This window comes from Mycobacterium sp. (assembly GCF_032162105.1).
Taxonomy (GTDB): domain Bacteria; phylum Actinomycetota; class Actinomycetes; order Mycobacteriales; family Mycobacteriaceae; genus Mycobacterium.
In genome coordinates this window covers 1-17,171 of the sequence record NZ_JAVRPS010000214.1, presented here as the reverse complement: position 1 = coordinate 17,171, position 17,171 = coordinate 1, and the positions used below count along the sequence as shown (strand labels likewise).

The following is a 17,171-nucleotide window of genomic DNA, read 5'->3' as shown; positions in this document are numbered from 1 at the left end:
CGACCCTCTTCGCGGAGGATCTCCTCGTCGGTGTAGAAGTGGCCGGTGCACGTCGCGGCGGGCCGAGCGACCAGCGCGTGCACGGCGTCGGCCATGATCTGCGGACTGCGGGCCTGGGCGCGGATGGCCGCTTCGCCCATCGCGATCATCATCCCGGTGCTCGCGATGGTGGTGGCCGGCCACAGCGAGTTCACCGCGATCGGCACCGCGGCGAACTCCTCGGCCCAGCCAAGGGTGAGCAGGCTCTCGGCGTACTTACCGACGGTGTGGCCGACGTGGGCGCCGACCCACCCTGGAGCCACGAGCAGCGGGGGAGAAACATTCACGATGTGGGCGTTGTCGGACCGGAGCAGATGCGGTAGCGCGGCCTGCACCACCGCGAACGGCCCCTCGACGTTGATCTCGAGCAGCTTGCGCAGGCTCTTCGGGGGCAGGCTCGCGGTCGGACGCAGGTCGAGTGCACCTGCGTTGTTGATCACGACATCGATGCCGCCGAAGACCTCGGCGACCGCCTCGATGGCCGATGCGACCGCGGCAGCATCGCGCACGTCGCATGCCACCGGCAACGCCCGGCCGCCCGCGCGTTCCACGGCGGCAGCGGTCTCGGCCAGAGTGCCCGCGATCTTGGGGTTGGGTGTCTCGGTCTTGGCCAGCAGCGCCACTGCTGCGCCGTCCGCGGCTGCCCGGACGGCAATGGCGGCACCGATGCCGCGGCTGGCGCCGGTCACCACGACGACGCGATCCGCCAGCGGGCGACGATCGGCATTCCCCACGGTCACTCCTTCCGTCGTGGCTGAGCCAGGGACTCGAATGCTATAACTATATAGCTCATTAGTTGGGCGACGGAACGCGGCCATCACCAAAGCGAGGCTCTATGACACAGGTCGTCTCGATCGGCACCTATCTGCCGCCATGGACTGTGCGCGACCAACGGGTCAAGGGGCCCGACGAGGACGCGCTGACGATGGCGGTCGCCGCCGGACGGGCCGCCGATCCCGGTGCGACCGCACGACGTGTCGTGCTGGTGTCACGCGACTTTCCGCTGTTGGAGGGTGGCAACGGTGCGGTGCTTCTGGCGGCGCTGTCGCTGCCGGCTGACACCCCGGTGACCGAGGCGCTCGGTGGCGCGCCCGCCGTGCTGGACCAGATCGGCAGTGCCGACGACGGCACGTTAGTGATCGCCGCCGACGACAACGACCATTCGATGGGCGCAGCAGCGGTGTTGACCGGCGACGGTGGCGCCACGGTCGTCCCCGTCGCGCGGCAGACACGCAGTCTGCCGTTGACCGCTCGCGGCGAGGACGGCGCCCGGCACGCGTACGTCGACCCCCGATTGCAGCGCGAGGTCGGAGTGCGGTCCACCCTGGCCCGCCTCGGCCTGACCGGAACGCCTGCGGTGGCCGCGGTGGCCGGTGCGCCGCCGGCCCAACTCGGCAACGACTTCGACTCCTCGGGTGCCCTCAGCGAATCGACCCCTTCGGCCGCCGCGATCATCCGCCTGCTGGCCGATGCGGTCGAGGCGGGCAGACCGGGTCTGTTGCTCGCGGTCGAGCAGTCCAGCATCAGCGCCGCCGACCTCGCGCTGGGCGATCGGGCGCCTCGGATATCCCGTGACGAGTACCCGACGCGGGACCTGCCGAAGACACGCGTCGCCGATGGCGTCGGGATTCCGATCTCAATTCCCGCCTACGCGCGCGCGTTTGAGCCGAAGATCCGTTGGGAAGCAGCGGTTTTCGACGAAAGTCCGGGCATCGACTCCGCTCCCCAGTTCCCGCCGCGGCTGCGGGTGAACAACGCCGGGCAGCTGGCGACGGAGTACCGGCTCGAGCCGTTGCCGCGCACTGGCACCGTCTACACCCATACGACCGTGCGGATCCCGGTGCCCGATCTACCAAGCCCGTACTCGCTGGCGGTCGTCCAGCTCGACGACAGCCCGGTCCGGGTCCTGCTCAAGGTCACCGGGGTCCCCGCGGGTGAGGCGACGATCGGACAGCAGGGGGCCGTGGTGCTGCGAAAGATCGCCACCCGCGCTGGTATCCCGGATTACGGATATGCGTTCTGGCCGGGGCGCACGCTCACAGCGCAAGGAGCAAAGGCATGAGGAACGTCGCCATGGTCGGCGCGGGGATGACGCCCTTCGCCGAGCACTTCGAACTCGGCATCAAGGACCTGGTGCCGATGGCGTATGCCGAAGCGGTTGCCAACGTCGACAAGGGCATCGAGAAGACCGAGATCGAGGCGGCGTGGTTCGGCGAGCTGTCCACCACCGACGGGTTCCCGTCGGGCATTCTGGCCGACACCCTCGACCTCACCGACATCCCCGTCACCCGGGTCGAGAATGCCTGTGCCACGGGCAATGACGCGATCCGCAACGGAGCGATGGCGATCGCATCCGGTCTCTACGACGTGGTGCTGGTGGTCGGCGCCGACAAGGTCCGCGAGACGTCGTCGAGCACCACGTTCTGGGACTGGGCGGCGATGACCCGCGACAACGCGTGGGATTACCCTCTGGGGCTGGTCGCGCCCGCGAATTTCGCACTGCACGTCATCCGCTACCTTCACGAGTCGCCTGCGACCAAGGAACACATGGCCATGGTGGCGGTGAAGAACCACTTCCACGCGCTGAACAACCCGAAAGCCCAACTGCGGTATGAGATCACCGTCGAGCAGGCGCTGGCCGCGCCGATCGTGGTCGAACCGTTCGGGCTCTACGACTGCACCCCTCAGAGCGACGGCGCCGCGGCGGTCATCCTGGCGGCCGAGGACGTCGTGGACCGCTACACCGATAGGCCGGTCTGGGTGCGTGGCGTCGGGCTGGGCATGGATCGGGTGATGCATCAGCACAAGAACGACATGACGAGCTTCCCCCCGACGGTGCGTGCGGCCAAGACGGCGATGAAGATGGCGGGTATGACGCCCCGCGACATCGACGTGGCCGAAGTGCACGACTGCTTCACCGGCGTGGAGCTGATCAGCTACGAGGATCTCGGCTTCGCCAACCGGTTCGAGGCCTACAAACTCGTCGAGGGCCGCGAGCACTACGTGGGCGGCTCGATCCCGATCAACCCGAGCGGGGGGCTGAAGGCCAAGGGGCACCCGCCGGGCGCGACGGGCGTGGCGCAGTGTTACGAACTGTTCAACCAGTTGCGCGGTGAGTCCGAGAATCAGGTCGACGGCGCCCGCGTGGCATTGGCGCACAACATCGGCGGCCCGACCGCGGTCTCCGCGGTGACGATCCTGTCCAGCGACAAGAATTGATCGGAGTCCCATGACCACCTCAGAGATCGCCACCTTGGCAGGCTACGAGCAGTTCGCCCCGTGGCTGTTGGTCGAGAAGCGCGGCAACGTCCACGTCGTGAGCATCAACCGCCCCGAGGCGCTCAACGCCGTCACCGAAGAGGTGCACCACGCGTTCGCCACCATCTGGCGGGTACTCGACGCCGACGACGACGTGCGCGTGGTCGTGACAACCGGTGTGGGCAAGGCCTTCTCGGCCGGCGGTGACATGGTGATGTTCGGCCGCCTGATCGAGGACCAGGTGGCGCGCACGTTCCAGATCCACGAAGCTCGCACGGTGTTCCTCGAGGTGATCAACTTCCCCAAGCCGCTGGTGTCCGCGGTCAACGGACCCGCCGTGGGACTGGGTTGCTCGATCGCGCTGCTGTCCGACCTGCTGGTGATGGGGGAGAGCAGCTACCTGGCCGACCCGCACGTCGCGATCGGGCTGACCGCGGGCGACGGCGGCGCGGCGATGCTGCCACTGCTGATCGGCATGATGAAGGCCAAGGAGTACGTCCTGCTCGGCGACCGGATCACCGCGCCGATCGCCGAGAAGCTGAACCTGGTCACCAAGGTGGTCAGCGACGACACCGTGCTCGACGAGGCGCTGGCGCTTGGTGAGCGACTGGCCGCCCTGCCGCCACAGGCCCTGCGGTCATCGAAGGTGGCGCTCAACATGCACCTGAGCCGCGCTGCGCAGGGTGTGTTGGAGTATGCGCTGGCCGAGGAGTTGACGTCATTCTCGACCCCGGAGTTCAAGGAGCGGGTCGCGGCCTTCCGGGCGCGCTCCAAGAAGTCGTAGCGGCAATCAGCCGTAGGCCGTCACCCGAGCGGTGATCGCGAGCTTGCCGTCATCGCCGATCGCCTGCGCGTCGCCGACCGCGGTGCGCCGCCCGATCCGCAGCGACGTGCCTTCATAGCGGGAGCCGGCTCCGGCGAAGAACGGGCGCAGGAAGTTCACCTTCAGCGAGGCGGTCTGCAGCAGACTGTCGGAACGGTCCCGGTTGGCCGCCGCCGACGCCGCGAGTTCCAGGCCGGCCGCCGCCACACCGCCGTGCACGATCCCGATGTCGTTGTTCAGATTTGGGTCGGCGCGCTGCGCCAGCACCGAGTCGTCACCGGGTCGGACGTGCACCGCCATCAGGTCCGACAACGTGGTCTCAGCCGACCGCCGCAGAGTCTCGGGACGCCGTTGAGGAAGCACGCCCTCGGCGGGGATGAAGAACGATCGCACGGTGCCGCCTCCGATCACGGTTCCGCGGTACGTCAGCGTGCAGATCGACAGCGACGTGGCGCCCCGCGGACCGAGGGTGCGTGCGCTGGCGAGGACGGGTCCGTCGAGGTCCCCGAGGTCGTCGGTGCTCAGTTCGACGGATAGTTCGGACGAGACCGTCCACTGATCGGTGTGCCGGCGGTAGTGGTTGACGATTCCGCCCGCCGCGTCGACGAGGATGGCCAGCGGTCCGATGGTCGGCGCGCCGGTGAAGGGGTTGCGGAACTGCTCCATCGGCATGGACAGCACGGCTGTGGCGTCGTCCGGTTGGGATTCCAGGTACTCAATTCCGAACCGTACCTGAACAGAGTCGGGTGTTTCGAGATCGTGCTGGTTTACCCGCGCGTCGACGTCCGTCATTCGAGAAGGTCGACGACAGTGGATAATTCGGCGCCCGATAGGACGTACTCCTCTGCCTTCTGCAGGTGCCGCTTCCAGAGTTCGCCTGCCTTCTCGGCATCGCCTGCCCTGATCATGTCCAGCACCATCCGGTGGGTCTTGGCCGAGCGGCGGGCGGCCTGCTCTGCGCGCGCACCCTTGGTGGGCTGCAGCGAGCGGTTGGCCTTCTCGATGATGTGGTGCAACATGTCGCTGACGATCTGCAGCGTGTTGTTGCCCGACAACCGCGCGATCGCGGCGTGAAAGTCGGTCAGCTGATCGACGGCTTCGCTGCCGGGGTTCAGCTGCGATTCGCGTTCGACGATCTGCTCGAGTTCGGCGATCACCTTGGGGTCCCGGGCCTTGGCCAACTGCTCGACCATGGGAACCTCCAGGGTCACCCGGGCGTCGTAGACGTCCTTCACCGTGACGCCCTCGTACTCGAGGATCAGGCCGGCGTAGCGGGCTAGCGTCTCGCGACGGGGGCGGGTGACGCGGGCGCCGCCCCGCACCCCGCGCTGGACCTGGATCAGGGACTCGGACTCGAGCACGCGGAACGCTTCGCGAAGCGTCGGCCGCGATACCCCGAAGCGTTCCATCAGCTCCGATTCCGGTGGGAGCATGGTGCCTTCGGTGATCTCGCCCCGGATGAACATCCGGCGCAGCACCGTGGCCACCCGATCGGCCATCTTCGGTTCGCGAAGACTGGTGACCTCCATTGCTACCTCCAGCGGTAAGTGCAAATGCAATGCACGAATCAAATAACTATTTTGCAGGTTAACCGAACCCCCGACCCGAGCCGGGGATTGGCGGCATGCCAGTGATCAACGTCATCCCTAGTACCCCATCGCGCGGCCCATGAGGTCCTTCATGATCTCGGTGGTGCCCGCGTAGAGCCGCTGCACCCGCGAATCACGCCACAGCCTGGCCACCTCGTACTCGTTGATGTAGCCGTAGCCGCCGTACATCTGCAGGCAGCGGTCGATGATCTCCCACTGGACCTCCGAGGTCCACCACTTCAAGCCTGCAGCGTCCTGATCGCTCAACGTGCCGTCGTTGACCGAGAGCACGCACTGATCAAGGTATGTCTGGGCGGCATCGAGTTTGGTCTGCATCTCGGCGAGAAAGTGCCGGTTGACCTGGAACTTGCCGATCGGCTGGCCGAACGCCGTGCGCTCAAGCGCGTAGGCCTTCGTCAGATCCAATGCGCGGCGGGCGGCAGGCAGTGCGTAACAGGCCACGCCGACCCGCTCGCTGGGCAGGTTGGAGACCAGATGGTAGAAGCCGCGGTTGAGCTCGCCGACGAGGTTCTCCTTGGGCACCTTGACGTCCTCGAAGAACAATTCGGCGGTGTCGGCGGAGTATTGGCCGATCTTGTCGAGCTTGCGGCCGCGGGTGAAGCCCTCCATGCCGTCCTCGATCATCAGCAGGCTGATGCCCTTGTGCCGGGCCGACGGGTCCGTCTTCACCGCGGTCAGCACGAGCTTCGACAGCAGCCCGTTGCTGATGAAGGTCTTCTGGCCGTTGACTACCCAGTGGTCGCCCTCGTCGCGCGCGGTGGTCTTGATACCCGCCAGGTCGGATCCCGCTGCGGGCTCGGACATGGCGATCGAGCCGATCAGTTCGCCGCTGACGAAGCCGGGCAGCCAGCGCTCCTTCTGTTCGTCGGTCGTGAGGTGGTTCATGTAGGGCATCAGGATGTCGTTCTGTACGCCAAGGCCGATGCCGACGGAGCCGGTCATGAACATCTCCTCGGAGATGATCTGGTTGAAGCGGTAGTCCTTGATGCCGAGGCCGCCGTACTTCTCGTCGAACTCCCAGCCGATCAGGCCGTGCTCGCCCGCAGCGAGCCAGGCCTCGCGGCTGACCTTGCCGTCGCGTTCCCACTTCTCGACATTCGGCACGCACTCGCGTTCGAAGAACTCCCGGGCGGTGGCCCGGAAGTCGTCGTGGATCTCGTCGAAGATGTTGCGGCGCATGTACTTCCCTCTACTCGGCCCAGGAGACGATGGCGGGCAACGCGCGACCGGGGGCGTAGTCGTCGAAGAGGCGGTCTGCGAGCAGTGTCTCGAGTTGCTGGTAGGAGCCGCACAGGGAGTCGATCTGGAAGCCGCGGGTCACATACCGGTGCAGATCGTGCTCGATGGTCAGTCCGATCGCTCCGCACACCTGCAGAGCCGCGTCGGATATTGCCCGATGCGCTCGCCCTGCCGCAGCCTTGGCAGTCAGCGCGGAGAGTTCACCGCCGTATCGCCATGTCTCGCGCAGCAGTGCACGCGCGCCTTCCAGCCCCGCCGATGCGTCGGCGAGTAGGTGCCGTGGCGACTGGAACGAGCCGATGGGTGAGCCGAACTGGATGCGGACGCTGACGTGCTCGACGGCAATACGCAGCGCTTCGTCCGCTAGCGCGATGAGTTCGGTGGCCAGCGCCCGGTGCGCCGCGGCGATCGCGCGGTTCCATTCGGTGGAGGCGTCCACCAGGTCGCCGGTCATCGGTCCGCTGACCTGCGTCCAATGTGCGGACGGGTCGAAGGTATCCAACCTCTTGCCCTCAAGGCGGTCGGCATCGATGATTCCAATCGATACCGTGCCCTTTGGGGTCGATACCGGGACGACCAGTCGCCCGGCGCTTGGCAGCGGCCCGAGCAGGATTCCGGTGACGCGGTCGACATCGGAGCCGGGCGCGTAGCCGTCGGCGGGGCCGGGCAACACGATGCCGTCGACCGGTCCGTCCAGCAGGGGGGCCAGCTCGGCCAGCATGACCTTGTCGAGCGAGTCGGAACTGACTAGTGAGCGGCCTTGGGCGCGAAACAGCAACTCGCAAGCCTGAATTGGGTACTCGGTTTCGATGTCTGACCAACCGAGTTCGGCCAGTGGCGGCCCGACCCCGATGTGTGCGCCCGCTCCCTTGCCTGCCAGTTCGTCGAACAGCCGGAAGACGGCCTCCTCGACCATGGGCCACGATTCATCGACCGCATTACCGATGACCGCTTCACTCATCTTTTTTCCTTGGGTAGCCCCAGCAGATGGTCGGCGATGATGCCGCGCTGAACCTCGGCGCTACCGCCCATGATCGTCGCGGCCCGGGTGTACCACCACATGGCCCGTGCGGCATTGAGTTCCGCGCCGGCGTCGGGTCCCACTCCGGTCAGCATCCATTCCCGACGCACGTCGAGGATGAGGTCATTGATGTCCCTCTCGGCCTTGGCGAACAGTAGCTTGTCGACGCTGCTCTCCGGGCCGACCATGCGACCCTGCGCCAGTGCCCGCACCGTGGTCGCGCCACGGGACTGCGCGGCCACGACTGCCACGTAGATCTGTGCGAAGCGCTCGCGGTTGGCAGATGATGCGCCGTGGACGGCCATCTCGGCGCGCAATCTGCCCAGTTCGGTCAGGGCCGTGGTCAGTACCGCATAGCCGTACATGCCGCGCTCGTACTGCATCAGGTACATCACGACGCCCCAGCCGGCGTCAACGTCGCCGATCAGCCGCTCGTGCGGCACCCGGACGTCGTCGAAGAACACCTCGGCCAACTCACGACGACCGCTGGCGAGCGTGATCGCTCGCACTGTGACGCCGGGGGTGTCGGCATCGACCAAGATGGTGCTCAGGCCGCGGTGACGGCTCTCGGGCGTGCCGGTGCGCGCCAGCACCAGAAACCGTGTGGCGGTCGGGCCCTGGCTGGTCCAGATCTTCTGCCCGTTCAGGACGAAGCCGCCGGCGCCGTCCTCCGTGGCCCGACACCGTAGCGAGGCCAGGTCGCTGCCTGACTCGGGCTCGGAGAAACACTGCCCCCACCATTCGGCGCCGCGCAGGTAGTTCGGCAGGTATTCGGCGGCCAGCTCCGGCGCGTACTTGAACAGGGCGGGCCCGAGCACCTCGAGGGTCCAGTGCTGCTCCGGGACGGGCAGCATCGCCGCAGCCAACTCCTCGAAGTAGACCGCGCGGTGGATCTCGGTGCCTCCGAGCCCGCCTGCTGCCTCGGGCCAGCCGTACCGGTTCCAGCCGGCCTCGTGCACGCGGGACAGGATGGTGGCGTGATACGCGAGTTCGCCTTCGGCTGTGTCGAATGCCGCCGAGCGCCATTCGTCGGCCCAGTCCAACCCGCGCAGCCAGCGGCGGAAGTCCTCGCGATACGCCGCGACCTGCGAGACGTACTCGTCTTGACGGTGGCCGGCTACGGCGCTGTCGACAGGGGCGGACAACCCGTTCCCCCTTCATGGGTGCCTGGACCCGGTTGCTCGACCGAATCCGCTAAACAGTTATCTATAAGAAGGTACACTAACTCACACCGCTACTCCCACGAGAGGGATCGCCAATGACGGCTTCGCCAATCGCCGCCGCCACCGTCAACTTCAACCCCGAGAACCGACTGTTCGTCGACGGGCGGCTTCGGGACTCGTCGACCGGAAAGACCGTCGACAACATCAATCCGGCCAACGAAGAACTGCTCGGGGTCGCCACCGACGCGAGCGCCGCGGACATGGACGAGGCGATCTCCGCCGCTCGAAGAGCGTTCGACACCACCGACTGGTCGACCAATCACGACTTCCGGCAGCACTGCCTCGAGCAGCTGCACGACGCGCTGCAGGAAGAGAAGGAGGACATGCGCGCCGAGCTGATCGCCGAGGTCGGCGCGACGGTGGGGATGACCTACATCGCGCAGTTGGAGTGGCCGCTGGCCGACGCCATCCGGTACCCCGCGGAGCTGATTTCGACCTTCCAGTGGGAGCGAATGCTCGACCAGGACGCCAAGATGGGCGTGCCGTACAACCGCGTCGTGGTCAAGGAGCCGATGGGTGTGGTCGCGGGCATCACGCCGTGGAACTTCCCGTTCGAGATCATCAGCAACAAGATGGGCCAGATCCTGGCCACCGGCAACACGATGGTACTCAAGCCCGCCATCGAGACGCCGTGGAGCGCGCTGCGCTGGGGCAGGATCATCGCCGAGAAGACCGACATCCCGGCCGGTGTGGTCAACATCGTCCCGGCGTCGGACAACGACATCGCTCAAGTGCTCGTCACCGACCCGCGGGTCGACATGGTTTCCTTCACCGGCTCGACCGCGGTTGGCCAGCTCATCCAGCGACTGTCGGCCGACACCATGAAGCGCAACATGCTCGAACTCGGCGGCAAGTCGGCGTACCTGCTGCTCGACGACGCCGACATGGACATGGCGCTGCCCGGCTGTATCGGCGCGCTGATGCACTCCGGCCAGGGCTGTGCGCTGGCCACCCGGATGCTGGTGCCTCGGTCGCACTACGACCAGGCCGTCGAGGTCGCGTCGGCGACCTTTGGTGCCCTCAGCGTTGGTGACCCGGCCGACCCGAACACCTTCTGCGGCCCGCTGGTGTCGGCGAAGCAGCGGGACCGGGTGCTGAACTACATCGAGATCGCCAAGGCCGACGGCGGCCGGATCACCGCAGGTGGCGGCGTGCCCGACGGCCTGGACCGCGGCTACTTCGTCGCACCGACGGTCGTCGCCGACGTCGGCCCTGACCACCGGATCTTCCAGGAGGAGGTCTTCGGACCCGTGCTGTCCATCACCCCGTACGACGGCGGTGACGACGGCGCCGTCGAGCTGGCCAACAACTCCAGTTACGGCCTGGCCGGCGGCATCATGGGCAGCAACGAGCGGGCCATGGCGGTGGCCCGCCGCATCCGCACCGGTTCGCTGATGATCAACAGCGGCATGTACTACGGTGCCGACGCGCCGTTCGGTGGCTACAAGATGAGCGGGATCGGCCGTCAGAACGGCATCGAGGGTTTCGAGCAGCACCTGCAGACCAAGACGATCGGATACCCCCTGTGACCGACATTCTTAGTGGAATACGTGTCGTCGAGTTGGCGGCGTGGACGTTCGTTCCCGCTGCCGGTGCCGTGCTCGCCGACTGGGGCGCCGACGTCATCAAGATCGAGCACCCCGAAACCGGCGACCCGCAGCGTGGCCTCATCAGCTCCGGGATCGTCACCGGCGCTGGGGGAGTGAACCACTTCGTCGAACAGCCCAACCGCGGCAAGCGCAGCATCGGGCTGGACACCTCCACCCCCGAAGGGCTGGAGCTGTTGATGAAGTTGCTCGAGACCGCCGACGTCTTCGTCACCAACCTGCTGCCGGACTCCCGGCAGCGGATGGGGATCGACGTAGAGCAGGTGCGGGCGCGCAACCCCAAGATCATCTACGCCCGCGGCCATGGCTACGGCACCAAGGGCGACCTGGCGTCCCAGGGCGGGTTCGACCTGGCGGCGTACTGGGCGCGAGGCGGGATCGGCGATGCGTACTCCGACGGTGACGGATCGTATCCGCCGATCCAGCGGCCGGCGTTCGGCGACTCCTACGGCGGGCTGGCGATCGCGGGCGGCATCGCGGCGGCGCTGGTGAAGCGCGAGCGCACCGGTGAGCCGTCGGTCGTCGACGTGTCGCTGCTCAACGCCGCGATCTGGCAGCTCGGCCCCGACATCGTGGGTTCGGGTGTCACCGGTCAGGACATTCCGAAGTTCAACCTCGACGAGATGCCGAACCCGGTGGCCAGCATCTACAAGACCCGCGACAACCGGTTCATCGCGTTCGTGCTCTTGCAGGCCGACCGGTTCTGGTCGGACTTCTGCACTCGCCTCGGCCGTACCGACTTGATCGACGACGAGCGGTTCGCCAGCGCGGCAGTGCGATTCGGCAACCGCAAGGAATGCATCGCCGAGTTGCGCTCTGCCTTCGAATCCGAGGACCTCCCGCACTGGGAGAAGGCATTCGCCGGTTTCGACGGGGTGTGGGACGTCATGCACACCGCGCACGAGGTGCACAGTGACCCGCAGGCGATCGCCAACGGGTATCTGCCCAAGGTCACCGACGCGAAGGACAACGAGTTCGCGCTGGCGGCCAGCCCGGTGCAGTTCGACGAAACCCCGCTGAATCTGACGTGCGCACCCGGACACGGCGAGCACACCGATGCGCTGCTTGCCGAGCTCGGCTTCAGCGAGGACGAGATCATCGAGTTCAAGATCAACTCGGTCGTGCTGTAGTGGGTTCGGAGGACCTCGCACGGCGCTTCCTGCACGTCAACCTCAACTGCGCGTCGCTGGACGCCACCGAGCGGGTCTACGGCGACGTGCTCGGACTGACCGCGCGCATGCGAACCGACCCCAAAGTCGCCACCGACGGCACGATCCTGGGCCTCGACGGTGAAACCTTCTGTGAGACGGCATTCCTCTACGACGCACGCGGTGGACGCGGCGGCTGTGCGCTGGAAGCGATCGAGTACCACTCGCCCGCGTTGAACCGCGACCCGAGCCCCGACCCGGTGCGGCCAGGAATCCGGTCGCTGCAACTGGCGGTCGCCGACGTCGACGGCGCGGCGACCGCTCTGCGCAATGCGGGCCTGACGGTGAGCGATACGGTCGACGGCCTGATCGGCGGAGGGAAGTCGGTGCTCGCGCTCGACCCCGACGGCGTCGTGATCGAGGTGACCGAGGTGCCTTCCGGCGCCGACGCCGCCAAGGGGGCACTGTTCGGCGGCATCCGGATCGCCGCGATCGACGCGGCCGCCACAGGGGAGTTCCTTACCGCGATCGGGTTCGAGGAAACCGACGCGCCGCGGGTGCTGCCGATCGCCGGTGATCGGCAGCACCCAGACGGGTCGGGCGAAACCGATTGTGTGGTGGCCCGTTACGCGCTGGCCGAGGATGGGCATCAGTTCACCGTGGTGGTGATGCAGCATCCGGCCACCGCGCCCACGCCGGTGCCGTGGGGTGGTAATCGCCAAGGTCTCTACCGCTGCGCCCTGCGGGTGGAGAACGTGCACGATGCGCTGGCGCAGGTGCCCGATTCGGTTGAGCGCATGGGTGATCCGGTGTGGTGTCCACTACCGGGGACGAAGATCGACGGCCTGCACATTGCGTTCCTGCGCTCACCCGACGGCGTGGTGTTCGAGTTCGTCGAGCGGCCGCTGAGCTACTTCACCACGGCGAGGAGTTGACCGGTGGATCTCCAGATGACGGGCAAGGGCTATGTCGTCGTCGGCGGAACAGCCGGGATGGGACTGGCGGCGGCGCGGACTTTGGCCCGCGAGGGAGCCTCCGTCGTGGTGGTCGGACGTGACGCGGACCGGGCCAAGAGCGCCGCGGAAGAAATCGCCGCGGGCGGCGCTGCCCCGGCCCACGGCCTGTCCTTCGACGTGAGCCGGCCCGGTATGGCGGTCGCTGCCGTCGACGAGGCCGCCCAACTCCTTGGCCGGCTCGACGGCATCGCGATCACCATGGGCACCGCAGGGATGATGCCGATCGACTCGGACGACGACGCCTGGGACACCGCGTTTCACGACGTCCTCCTCGCGACGACCCGCAGCGTGCAGGCCGCGCTGCCGCACCTCGAGGCGACAAGGGGTGCGATCGTGACCACCGCCGCCTACTCGGCGCGTTCGCCGCACGAGCCGCGGCTGCCGTATGCCAGCCTCAAGGCGGCGGTCGCCACGTTCACCCGCGGAATCGCGCGCACGCACGGCAAGTCGGGTATCCGGGCGAACAGCGTTGCCCCAGGAGCGGTGGAAACCGATGCGCTGCATGCCATTCGCGGATACGTCGCCGATTCCAAGGGCTATCCCTACGAGGAGGCGCTCGAGCGGGCGCTGGTCGAGGACTTCGGCTTCGACGCCGCCCTTGGCCGTCCCGGGCAGCCGGACGAGATCGGCGCTCTGATCGCCTTTCTGCTCTCGGACGTCTGCGCGTTCGTCACCGGCCAGACCATCTACGCCGACGGAGGAGCGCCGTAGGCCGCTGACTTTCTCTCGCGAGCAGTCCGCGCAAGCGCGGCTCCAGCAAACTAGCCAAATTGCGCGGCGTGTCGGGTGTTTTTGCGTCTTCTCGTGGGAAGAGACTAGGCCGTCGGCAGCGGTCCGGCCAGGCCGCGGGGGAGTGTGCCCCACAGCCAGCTGACGGCCTGACCGATCTCCGAAAATGTCAGGGAGGTGCCGTCTTTGGCATGGTAGGCGCCGGGTACTTCGGTGAAGCCTTCGATGCGGGTGAGCTTGTCTCCGTTGATGCGCAGGATCTGCCCGGTCAGCCAGGATGACTGCGCGGACTGCAGCCAGGCCACCACGGCGGAACTGCGGGCTGGATCCAGAGCGGGATCGTCGGCACGCTGGCCGAACACCTCGGCGGTCATCCGTGACATCGCCAGCGGGGAGATCGCATTGACCGCAACGCCATAACGCTGTGCCTCCATGGCGGTGACGACGGTCAGATTGGCGATTGCGGCCTTGGCTGCGCCGTAGGCGCTCTGGCCGACGTTGCCCCACAGGCCGGCGCCGGACACGGTGTTGACGACGTGCGCGTCGATCGTGTTGCCCGCCTTGAATTGTGCTCGCCAGTATTCGCAGGCATGCCGCGTGACGGCGAACGTGCCTTTCAGGTGCACGGCGATGACGGCGTCCCAATCGGCTTCGGTGGAGGCGGCGACCATGGAATCGCGCAGGATGCCTGCATTGTTCACCACACCCGTCAGGGAACCGAAGGTATCGACGGCGGTGGAGATCATGTCGGCCACGTCATCCCACGCCGCCACCGAACCGGTGTGTGCGACGGCCTTGCCTCCGGCCGCCTCGATCTCGGCGACGACGTCCGCCGCGGGACCCGCTCCGTCACCGCTGGAACCGTCCCTGCCGACGCCAGGGTCGTTCACGACGACGGCTGCGCCCTGGTTGGCGAGCTCGAGGCAATGGCCGCGGCCGATTCCGCGTCCTCCGCCGGTGACCAGGACGACCTTGCCCGTCAAGGGGCCTTCAGGCATCGCTCGTTATCTCCCTCAAGCTGAGAACAATTCGGTGATCAGGTGCCGACGCTGCGACCAGTCCGCGGTGCGCAGGTCGACGTACCCGGCCTCGGTGACGATCAGGTCTACGTCGTGGGCGGGTGTGGACGCCGGACGGCTCAGCTGCTCGACGAGCGGTGAACGGCCATTGGTCGTGGTGGGCACGGCGATGATCGACAGTCCGCCGCGGCTCATCCTGGCTGCGGCGCAGTAGTCGGGGTGCCCGCCGATTCCACCAATCACTTTGTCGCCCAGTCCTTCGACGTTGACCTGCCCGTACGGGTCGATCTCGATGGCGGTGTTGACTGCGACCAGCGGTGCTCCGCGCGACAGCCGGGTGAGGTCGTGGGTGTGGTCGATGCCGCGCAGGATGGATCGGCCGTCGGCCCAGTCGTAGAGCGAGTCAGTGCCGAGAAGGTACGTCGCCGACGGCGTGCCTGCCAACCGGCCGCGTCGATCGAGGTCGACGACGGCGTCGGTGAGCAGGCCGGTGTCGATGTGCAACGGCACCCGGGCCCGTCGCAGCAGGGCGGTGCCGAGTTGCCCAGGCCCGTACTGCAGTCGGGCGCCTTCTGGGACGAACTGCAACACCGTATCGGCCAGAGCGTTGTGGATCGGGTCGGGCTCACGCTCCGGTAGTAGCAAGAGTCCGCCGCTGACCGAGCCGAGCACTTCGATCTTGGACGGGTCGAGTGCGGGCTCGGCGCTCGCCGCGGGGGCCTTGGTGTCGATGACGCCGAAAGTCCTTGCATCGCAGTCGATCACCGTGCGCTGCCAGGACACCTCGGTGCCGAACTGCAGCAAGCCGTCGCGTCGCACCAGACGGGTGAGCAGGATGTCGGGGCGCAGCACGTCGGCCAGCAAGGCGGGGATCGCGGCCAGCCGCGTCGGCAGGAACCGGGCGGACGGGCGACGCAGCACGTCGCGTACCCCCCATCCGGGCATCAGGGCGATCACTTCGGCGAATGCGTCGGCGTCGAGGCCGTCCACCGGGGCGGGCAGCCAGCCCAGCACCAGTCGCACCGAGCCCACCTCGCGGGCCGCCGCGCTGAGCACCGATCCGACCGATGTGCCATCGTCGAGGCAGCGCAGCGCGCCCACGCCATCGCCAAGGGCCACCGTCATCTCGGGCCGCAGCTCGGCACGCAGCGCGCTCTCGAAGCCGGCTGCGGTCAATCCCGTAGTCACCGTGGTTCTTTGGGGAGTCCGAGCACCCGTTCACCGAGGATGTTGCGTTGAATCTCGCTGGTGCCACCGAGGATGGTCTGTGCCCGCCCAACGAGCATGTGGTGCACCAGGTCGTCATCCGCTGGATCGATGCACGCGTCGGTACCCAGCACCTCGGTGGCCATGTCGCCCAGGTCGCGGTCGGTTTCCGAGGTCATCAGCTTGAGCACCGAGAAGGCGGGCGACGTGAGGTCGCCCGAGTCGATGGCCCGCTGCCAGGTGAACCGCAGCAGCCACATCCGGGCCCACAGTCGGGTCATCGACCGCGACAGCACCGGGTCGAGCAGGTCGTGGTCGCGGGCGGCCGCGACCATGCGCTCGTGCAGCCGGAACATCGCCACGGCCTGGGAGCCCAACGTCAGGCGTTCGCGCCCCAACGTGACCATCGCGACGGTCCAGCCCTGCCCAACTTCACCGACTAGGGCGTCGCTGCCCAGTTCGGCGCCGTCGAAGAAGACTTCGTTGAACTTGCTCTCGCCGTCCATCTGGGTCAGCGGGCGCACCGTGACCCCCGGGATGTCCATCGGTACCACGAACATCGACAGGTCGCGGTGTTTGTCCGGTCCGGTGCGAGCGAGCAGCAAACCATAGTCGGCCGAGGCTGCCGCCGAGCTCCATACCTTCTGGCCGTCGATGCGCCAGCCCGTGGGGGTGCGTTCGGCACGGGTGCGCACGCTGGCAAGGTCGGACCCCGCACCGGGTTCGGAGAACAGCTGTGTCCAGACGTCGTCGCCAAGTCTTATCGGTTCGAGGTACCGGTCCTTCTGCTCCTGGCTGCCGAACTTGATCAGTACCGGGCCGACCAGATCCGCGCCAGTGATGTTCAGTTGACGGGGCACGCCTGCGCGGGCACACTCCTCGGCGAAGACGGCCTGATAGGCGACAGTCGCTGCGGCGCCACCGAATTCGAGCGGCCAGTGCAGGCAGGTGTAACCGTGGTCGGCGAGGTAACGGTGCCACGTCCGGCCCGGCTCGACGTCGTCCGCAGTGGGCGTGGGCCCGTAGTTGCGCAGGCCGGCAGGCTTGGGTGCCTGGTCCAGAAACACGCGGATCTCCGCGCGAAGTGCGTCGACGTCCTCGACGACGTCAGGGGAAGCCGACACCATCACTTCCCGTCGAGATAGTCGTTGTACTCGTCGCGGACCGACTCCATCGCGTTGAGTCGACGGGACAGCATGGCGATCGCCGCATCGACGTGCGCGGGGTCGCCGG

General features: G+C 67.3%; 16 protein-coding genes. 7 read left to right on the top strand and 9 right to left on the bottom strand.

The genetic code is table 11. From position 1 onward, the window contains the following. The coding region (locus QOC69_RS10850; protein ID WP_526439222.1) for an SDR family oxidoreductase at window positions 1-773 on the bottom strand (773 nt) is incomplete at its 3' end. Window positions 774-874: 101 nt separating this feature from the next. On the opposite strand from QOC69_RS10850, the gene QOC69_RS10845 reads away from it, so the two are divergent. From QOC69_RS10845 to QOC69_RS10835, 3 genes are read left to right on the top strand one after another with little or no spacing between them, the layout of a single operon-like run. Beyond that, complete coding sequence (locus tag QOC69_RS10845) at window positions 875-2,101, top strand: Zn-ribbon domain-containing OB-fold protein (RefSeq protein ID WP_526439219.1); 1,227 nt, start codon at window positions 875-877, stop codon at window positions 2,099-2,101. Next, on the top strand, window positions 2,098-3,258 hold the full coding sequence (locus tag QOC69_RS10840; protein ID WP_526439217.1) for a thiolase family protein: 1,161 nt from the start codon (window positions 2,098-2,100) through the stop codon (window positions 3,256-3,258). The genes QOC69_RS10845 and QOC69_RS10840 overlap by 4 nt, the downstream gene beginning before the upstream one ends. Before the next feature lie 10 nt (window positions 3,259-3,268). Further along, the gene (locus tag QOC69_RS10835; RefSeq protein WP_526439215.1) at window positions 3,269-4,081 is read left to right on the top strand and encodes an enoyl-CoA hydratase/isomerase family protein; all 813 of its coding nucleotides are present in this window, start codon (window positions 3,269-3,271) and stop codon (window positions 4,079-4,081) included. A gap of 6 nt (window positions 4,082-4,087) precedes the next feature. Here the strand turns inward: QOC69_RS10835 and QOC69_RS10830 are convergent, their stop codons facing one another. From QOC69_RS10830 to QOC69_RS10810, 5 genes are all read right to left on the bottom strand, one after another. Next, entirely contained in the window at window positions 4,088-4,912 is an 825-nt protein-coding gene (locus QOC69_RS10830; protein ID WP_526439213.1) for a PaaI family thioesterase, read from the bottom strand. Beyond that, window positions 4,909-5,649 (bottom strand): FadR/GntR family transcriptional regulator, encoded by a 741-nt coding sequence (locus QOC69_RS10825; RefSeq protein ID WP_526439211.1) that lies wholly within the window; start codon window positions 5,647-5,649, stop codon window positions 4,909-4,911. The genes QOC69_RS10830 and QOC69_RS10825 overlap by 4 nt, the downstream gene beginning before the upstream one ends. A 117-nt stretch (window positions 5,650-5,766) precedes the next feature. Next, window positions 5,767-6,909, bottom strand: a complete 1,143-nt coding sequence (locus tag QOC69_RS10820) for an acyl-CoA dehydrogenase family protein (protein WP_526439209.1) — start codon at window positions 6,907-6,909, stop codon at window positions 5,767-5,769. Between the two features lie 10 nt (window positions 6,910-6,919). Next, the gene (locus QOC69_RS10815) at window positions 6,920-7,930 is read right to left on the bottom strand and encodes an acyl-CoA dehydrogenase family protein (protein WP_526439207.1); all 1,011 of its coding nucleotides are present in this window, start codon (window positions 7,928-7,930) and stop codon (window positions 6,920-6,922) included. Beyond that, window positions 7,927-9,135, bottom strand: coding sequence for an acyl-CoA dehydrogenase family protein (locus QOC69_RS10810; RefSeq protein ID WP_526439205.1), 1,209 nt, complete (start codon window positions 9,133-9,135; stop codon window positions 7,927-7,929). Before QOC69_RS10810 ends, QOC69_RS10815 begins: the two co-directional genes overlap by 4 nt. A gap of 113 nt (window positions 9,136-9,248) precedes the next feature. Between QOC69_RS10810 and QOC69_RS10805 the strand changes: the two genes are divergently transcribed. Genes QOC69_RS10805 through QOC69_RS10790 form a run of 4 tightly spaced genes read left to right on the top strand, consistent with a single transcriptional unit; the run spans window position 9,249 to window position 13,695 of the window. Further along, window positions 9,249-10,742: an aldehyde dehydrogenase family protein gene (locus QOC69_RS10805; protein WP_526439203.1), complete on the top strand. Its 1,494-nt coding sequence runs from the start codon at window positions 9,249-9,251 to the stop codon at window positions 10,740-10,742. Further along, window positions 10,739-11,950 carry a CaiB/BaiF CoA transferase family protein gene (locus QOC69_RS10800; protein ID WP_526439201.1) on the top strand — a complete coding sequence of 404 codons (1,212 nt, stop codon included), beginning with the start codon at window positions 10,739-10,741 and terminating at the stop codon, window positions 11,948-11,950. The genes QOC69_RS10805 and QOC69_RS10800 overlap by 4 nt, the downstream gene beginning before the upstream one ends. Continuing rightward, window positions 11,950-12,903, top strand: coding sequence for a VOC family protein (locus tag QOC69_RS10795; RefSeq protein WP_526439199.1), 954 nt, complete (start codon window positions 11,950-11,952; stop codon window positions 12,901-12,903). Before QOC69_RS10800 ends, QOC69_RS10795 begins: the two co-directional genes overlap by 1 nt. 15 nt (window positions 12,904-12,918) lie before the next feature. Continuing rightward, window positions 12,919-13,695 carry an SDR family NAD(P)-dependent oxidoreductase gene (locus QOC69_RS10790; RefSeq protein WP_526439224.1) on the top strand — a complete coding sequence of 259 codons (777 nt, stop codon included), beginning with the start codon at window positions 12,919-12,921 and terminating at the stop codon, window positions 13,693-13,695. Between the two features lie 104 nt (window positions 13,696-13,799). Here QOC69_RS10790 and QOC69_RS10785 read toward each other — a convergent pair whose 3' ends face one another. Genes QOC69_RS10785 through QOC69_RS10775 form a run of 3 tightly spaced genes read right to left on the bottom strand, consistent with a single transcriptional unit; the run spans window position 13,800 to window position 17,065 of the window. Continuing rightward, entirely contained in the window at window positions 13,800-14,711 is a 912-nt protein-coding gene (locus QOC69_RS10785) for an SDR family NAD(P)-dependent oxidoreductase (protein WP_526439197.1), read from the bottom strand. A 15-nt stretch (window positions 14,712-14,726) separates the two neighbouring features. Next, window positions 14,727-15,920 carry an acetyl-CoA hydrolase/transferase C-terminal domain-containing protein gene (locus QOC69_RS10780; RefSeq protein WP_526439195.1) on the bottom strand — a complete coding sequence of 398 codons (1,194 nt, stop codon included), beginning with the start codon at window positions 15,918-15,920 and terminating at the stop codon, window positions 14,727-14,729. Next, the gene (locus tag QOC69_RS10775) at window positions 15,917-17,065 is read right to left on the bottom strand and encodes an acyl-CoA dehydrogenase family protein (protein ID WP_526439193.1); all 1,149 of its coding nucleotides are present in this window, start codon (window positions 17,063-17,065) and stop codon (window positions 15,917-15,919) included. The genes QOC69_RS10780 and QOC69_RS10775 overlap by 4 nt, the downstream gene beginning before the upstream one ends. Between the last annotated feature and the right edge of the window lie 106 nt (window positions 17,066-17,171).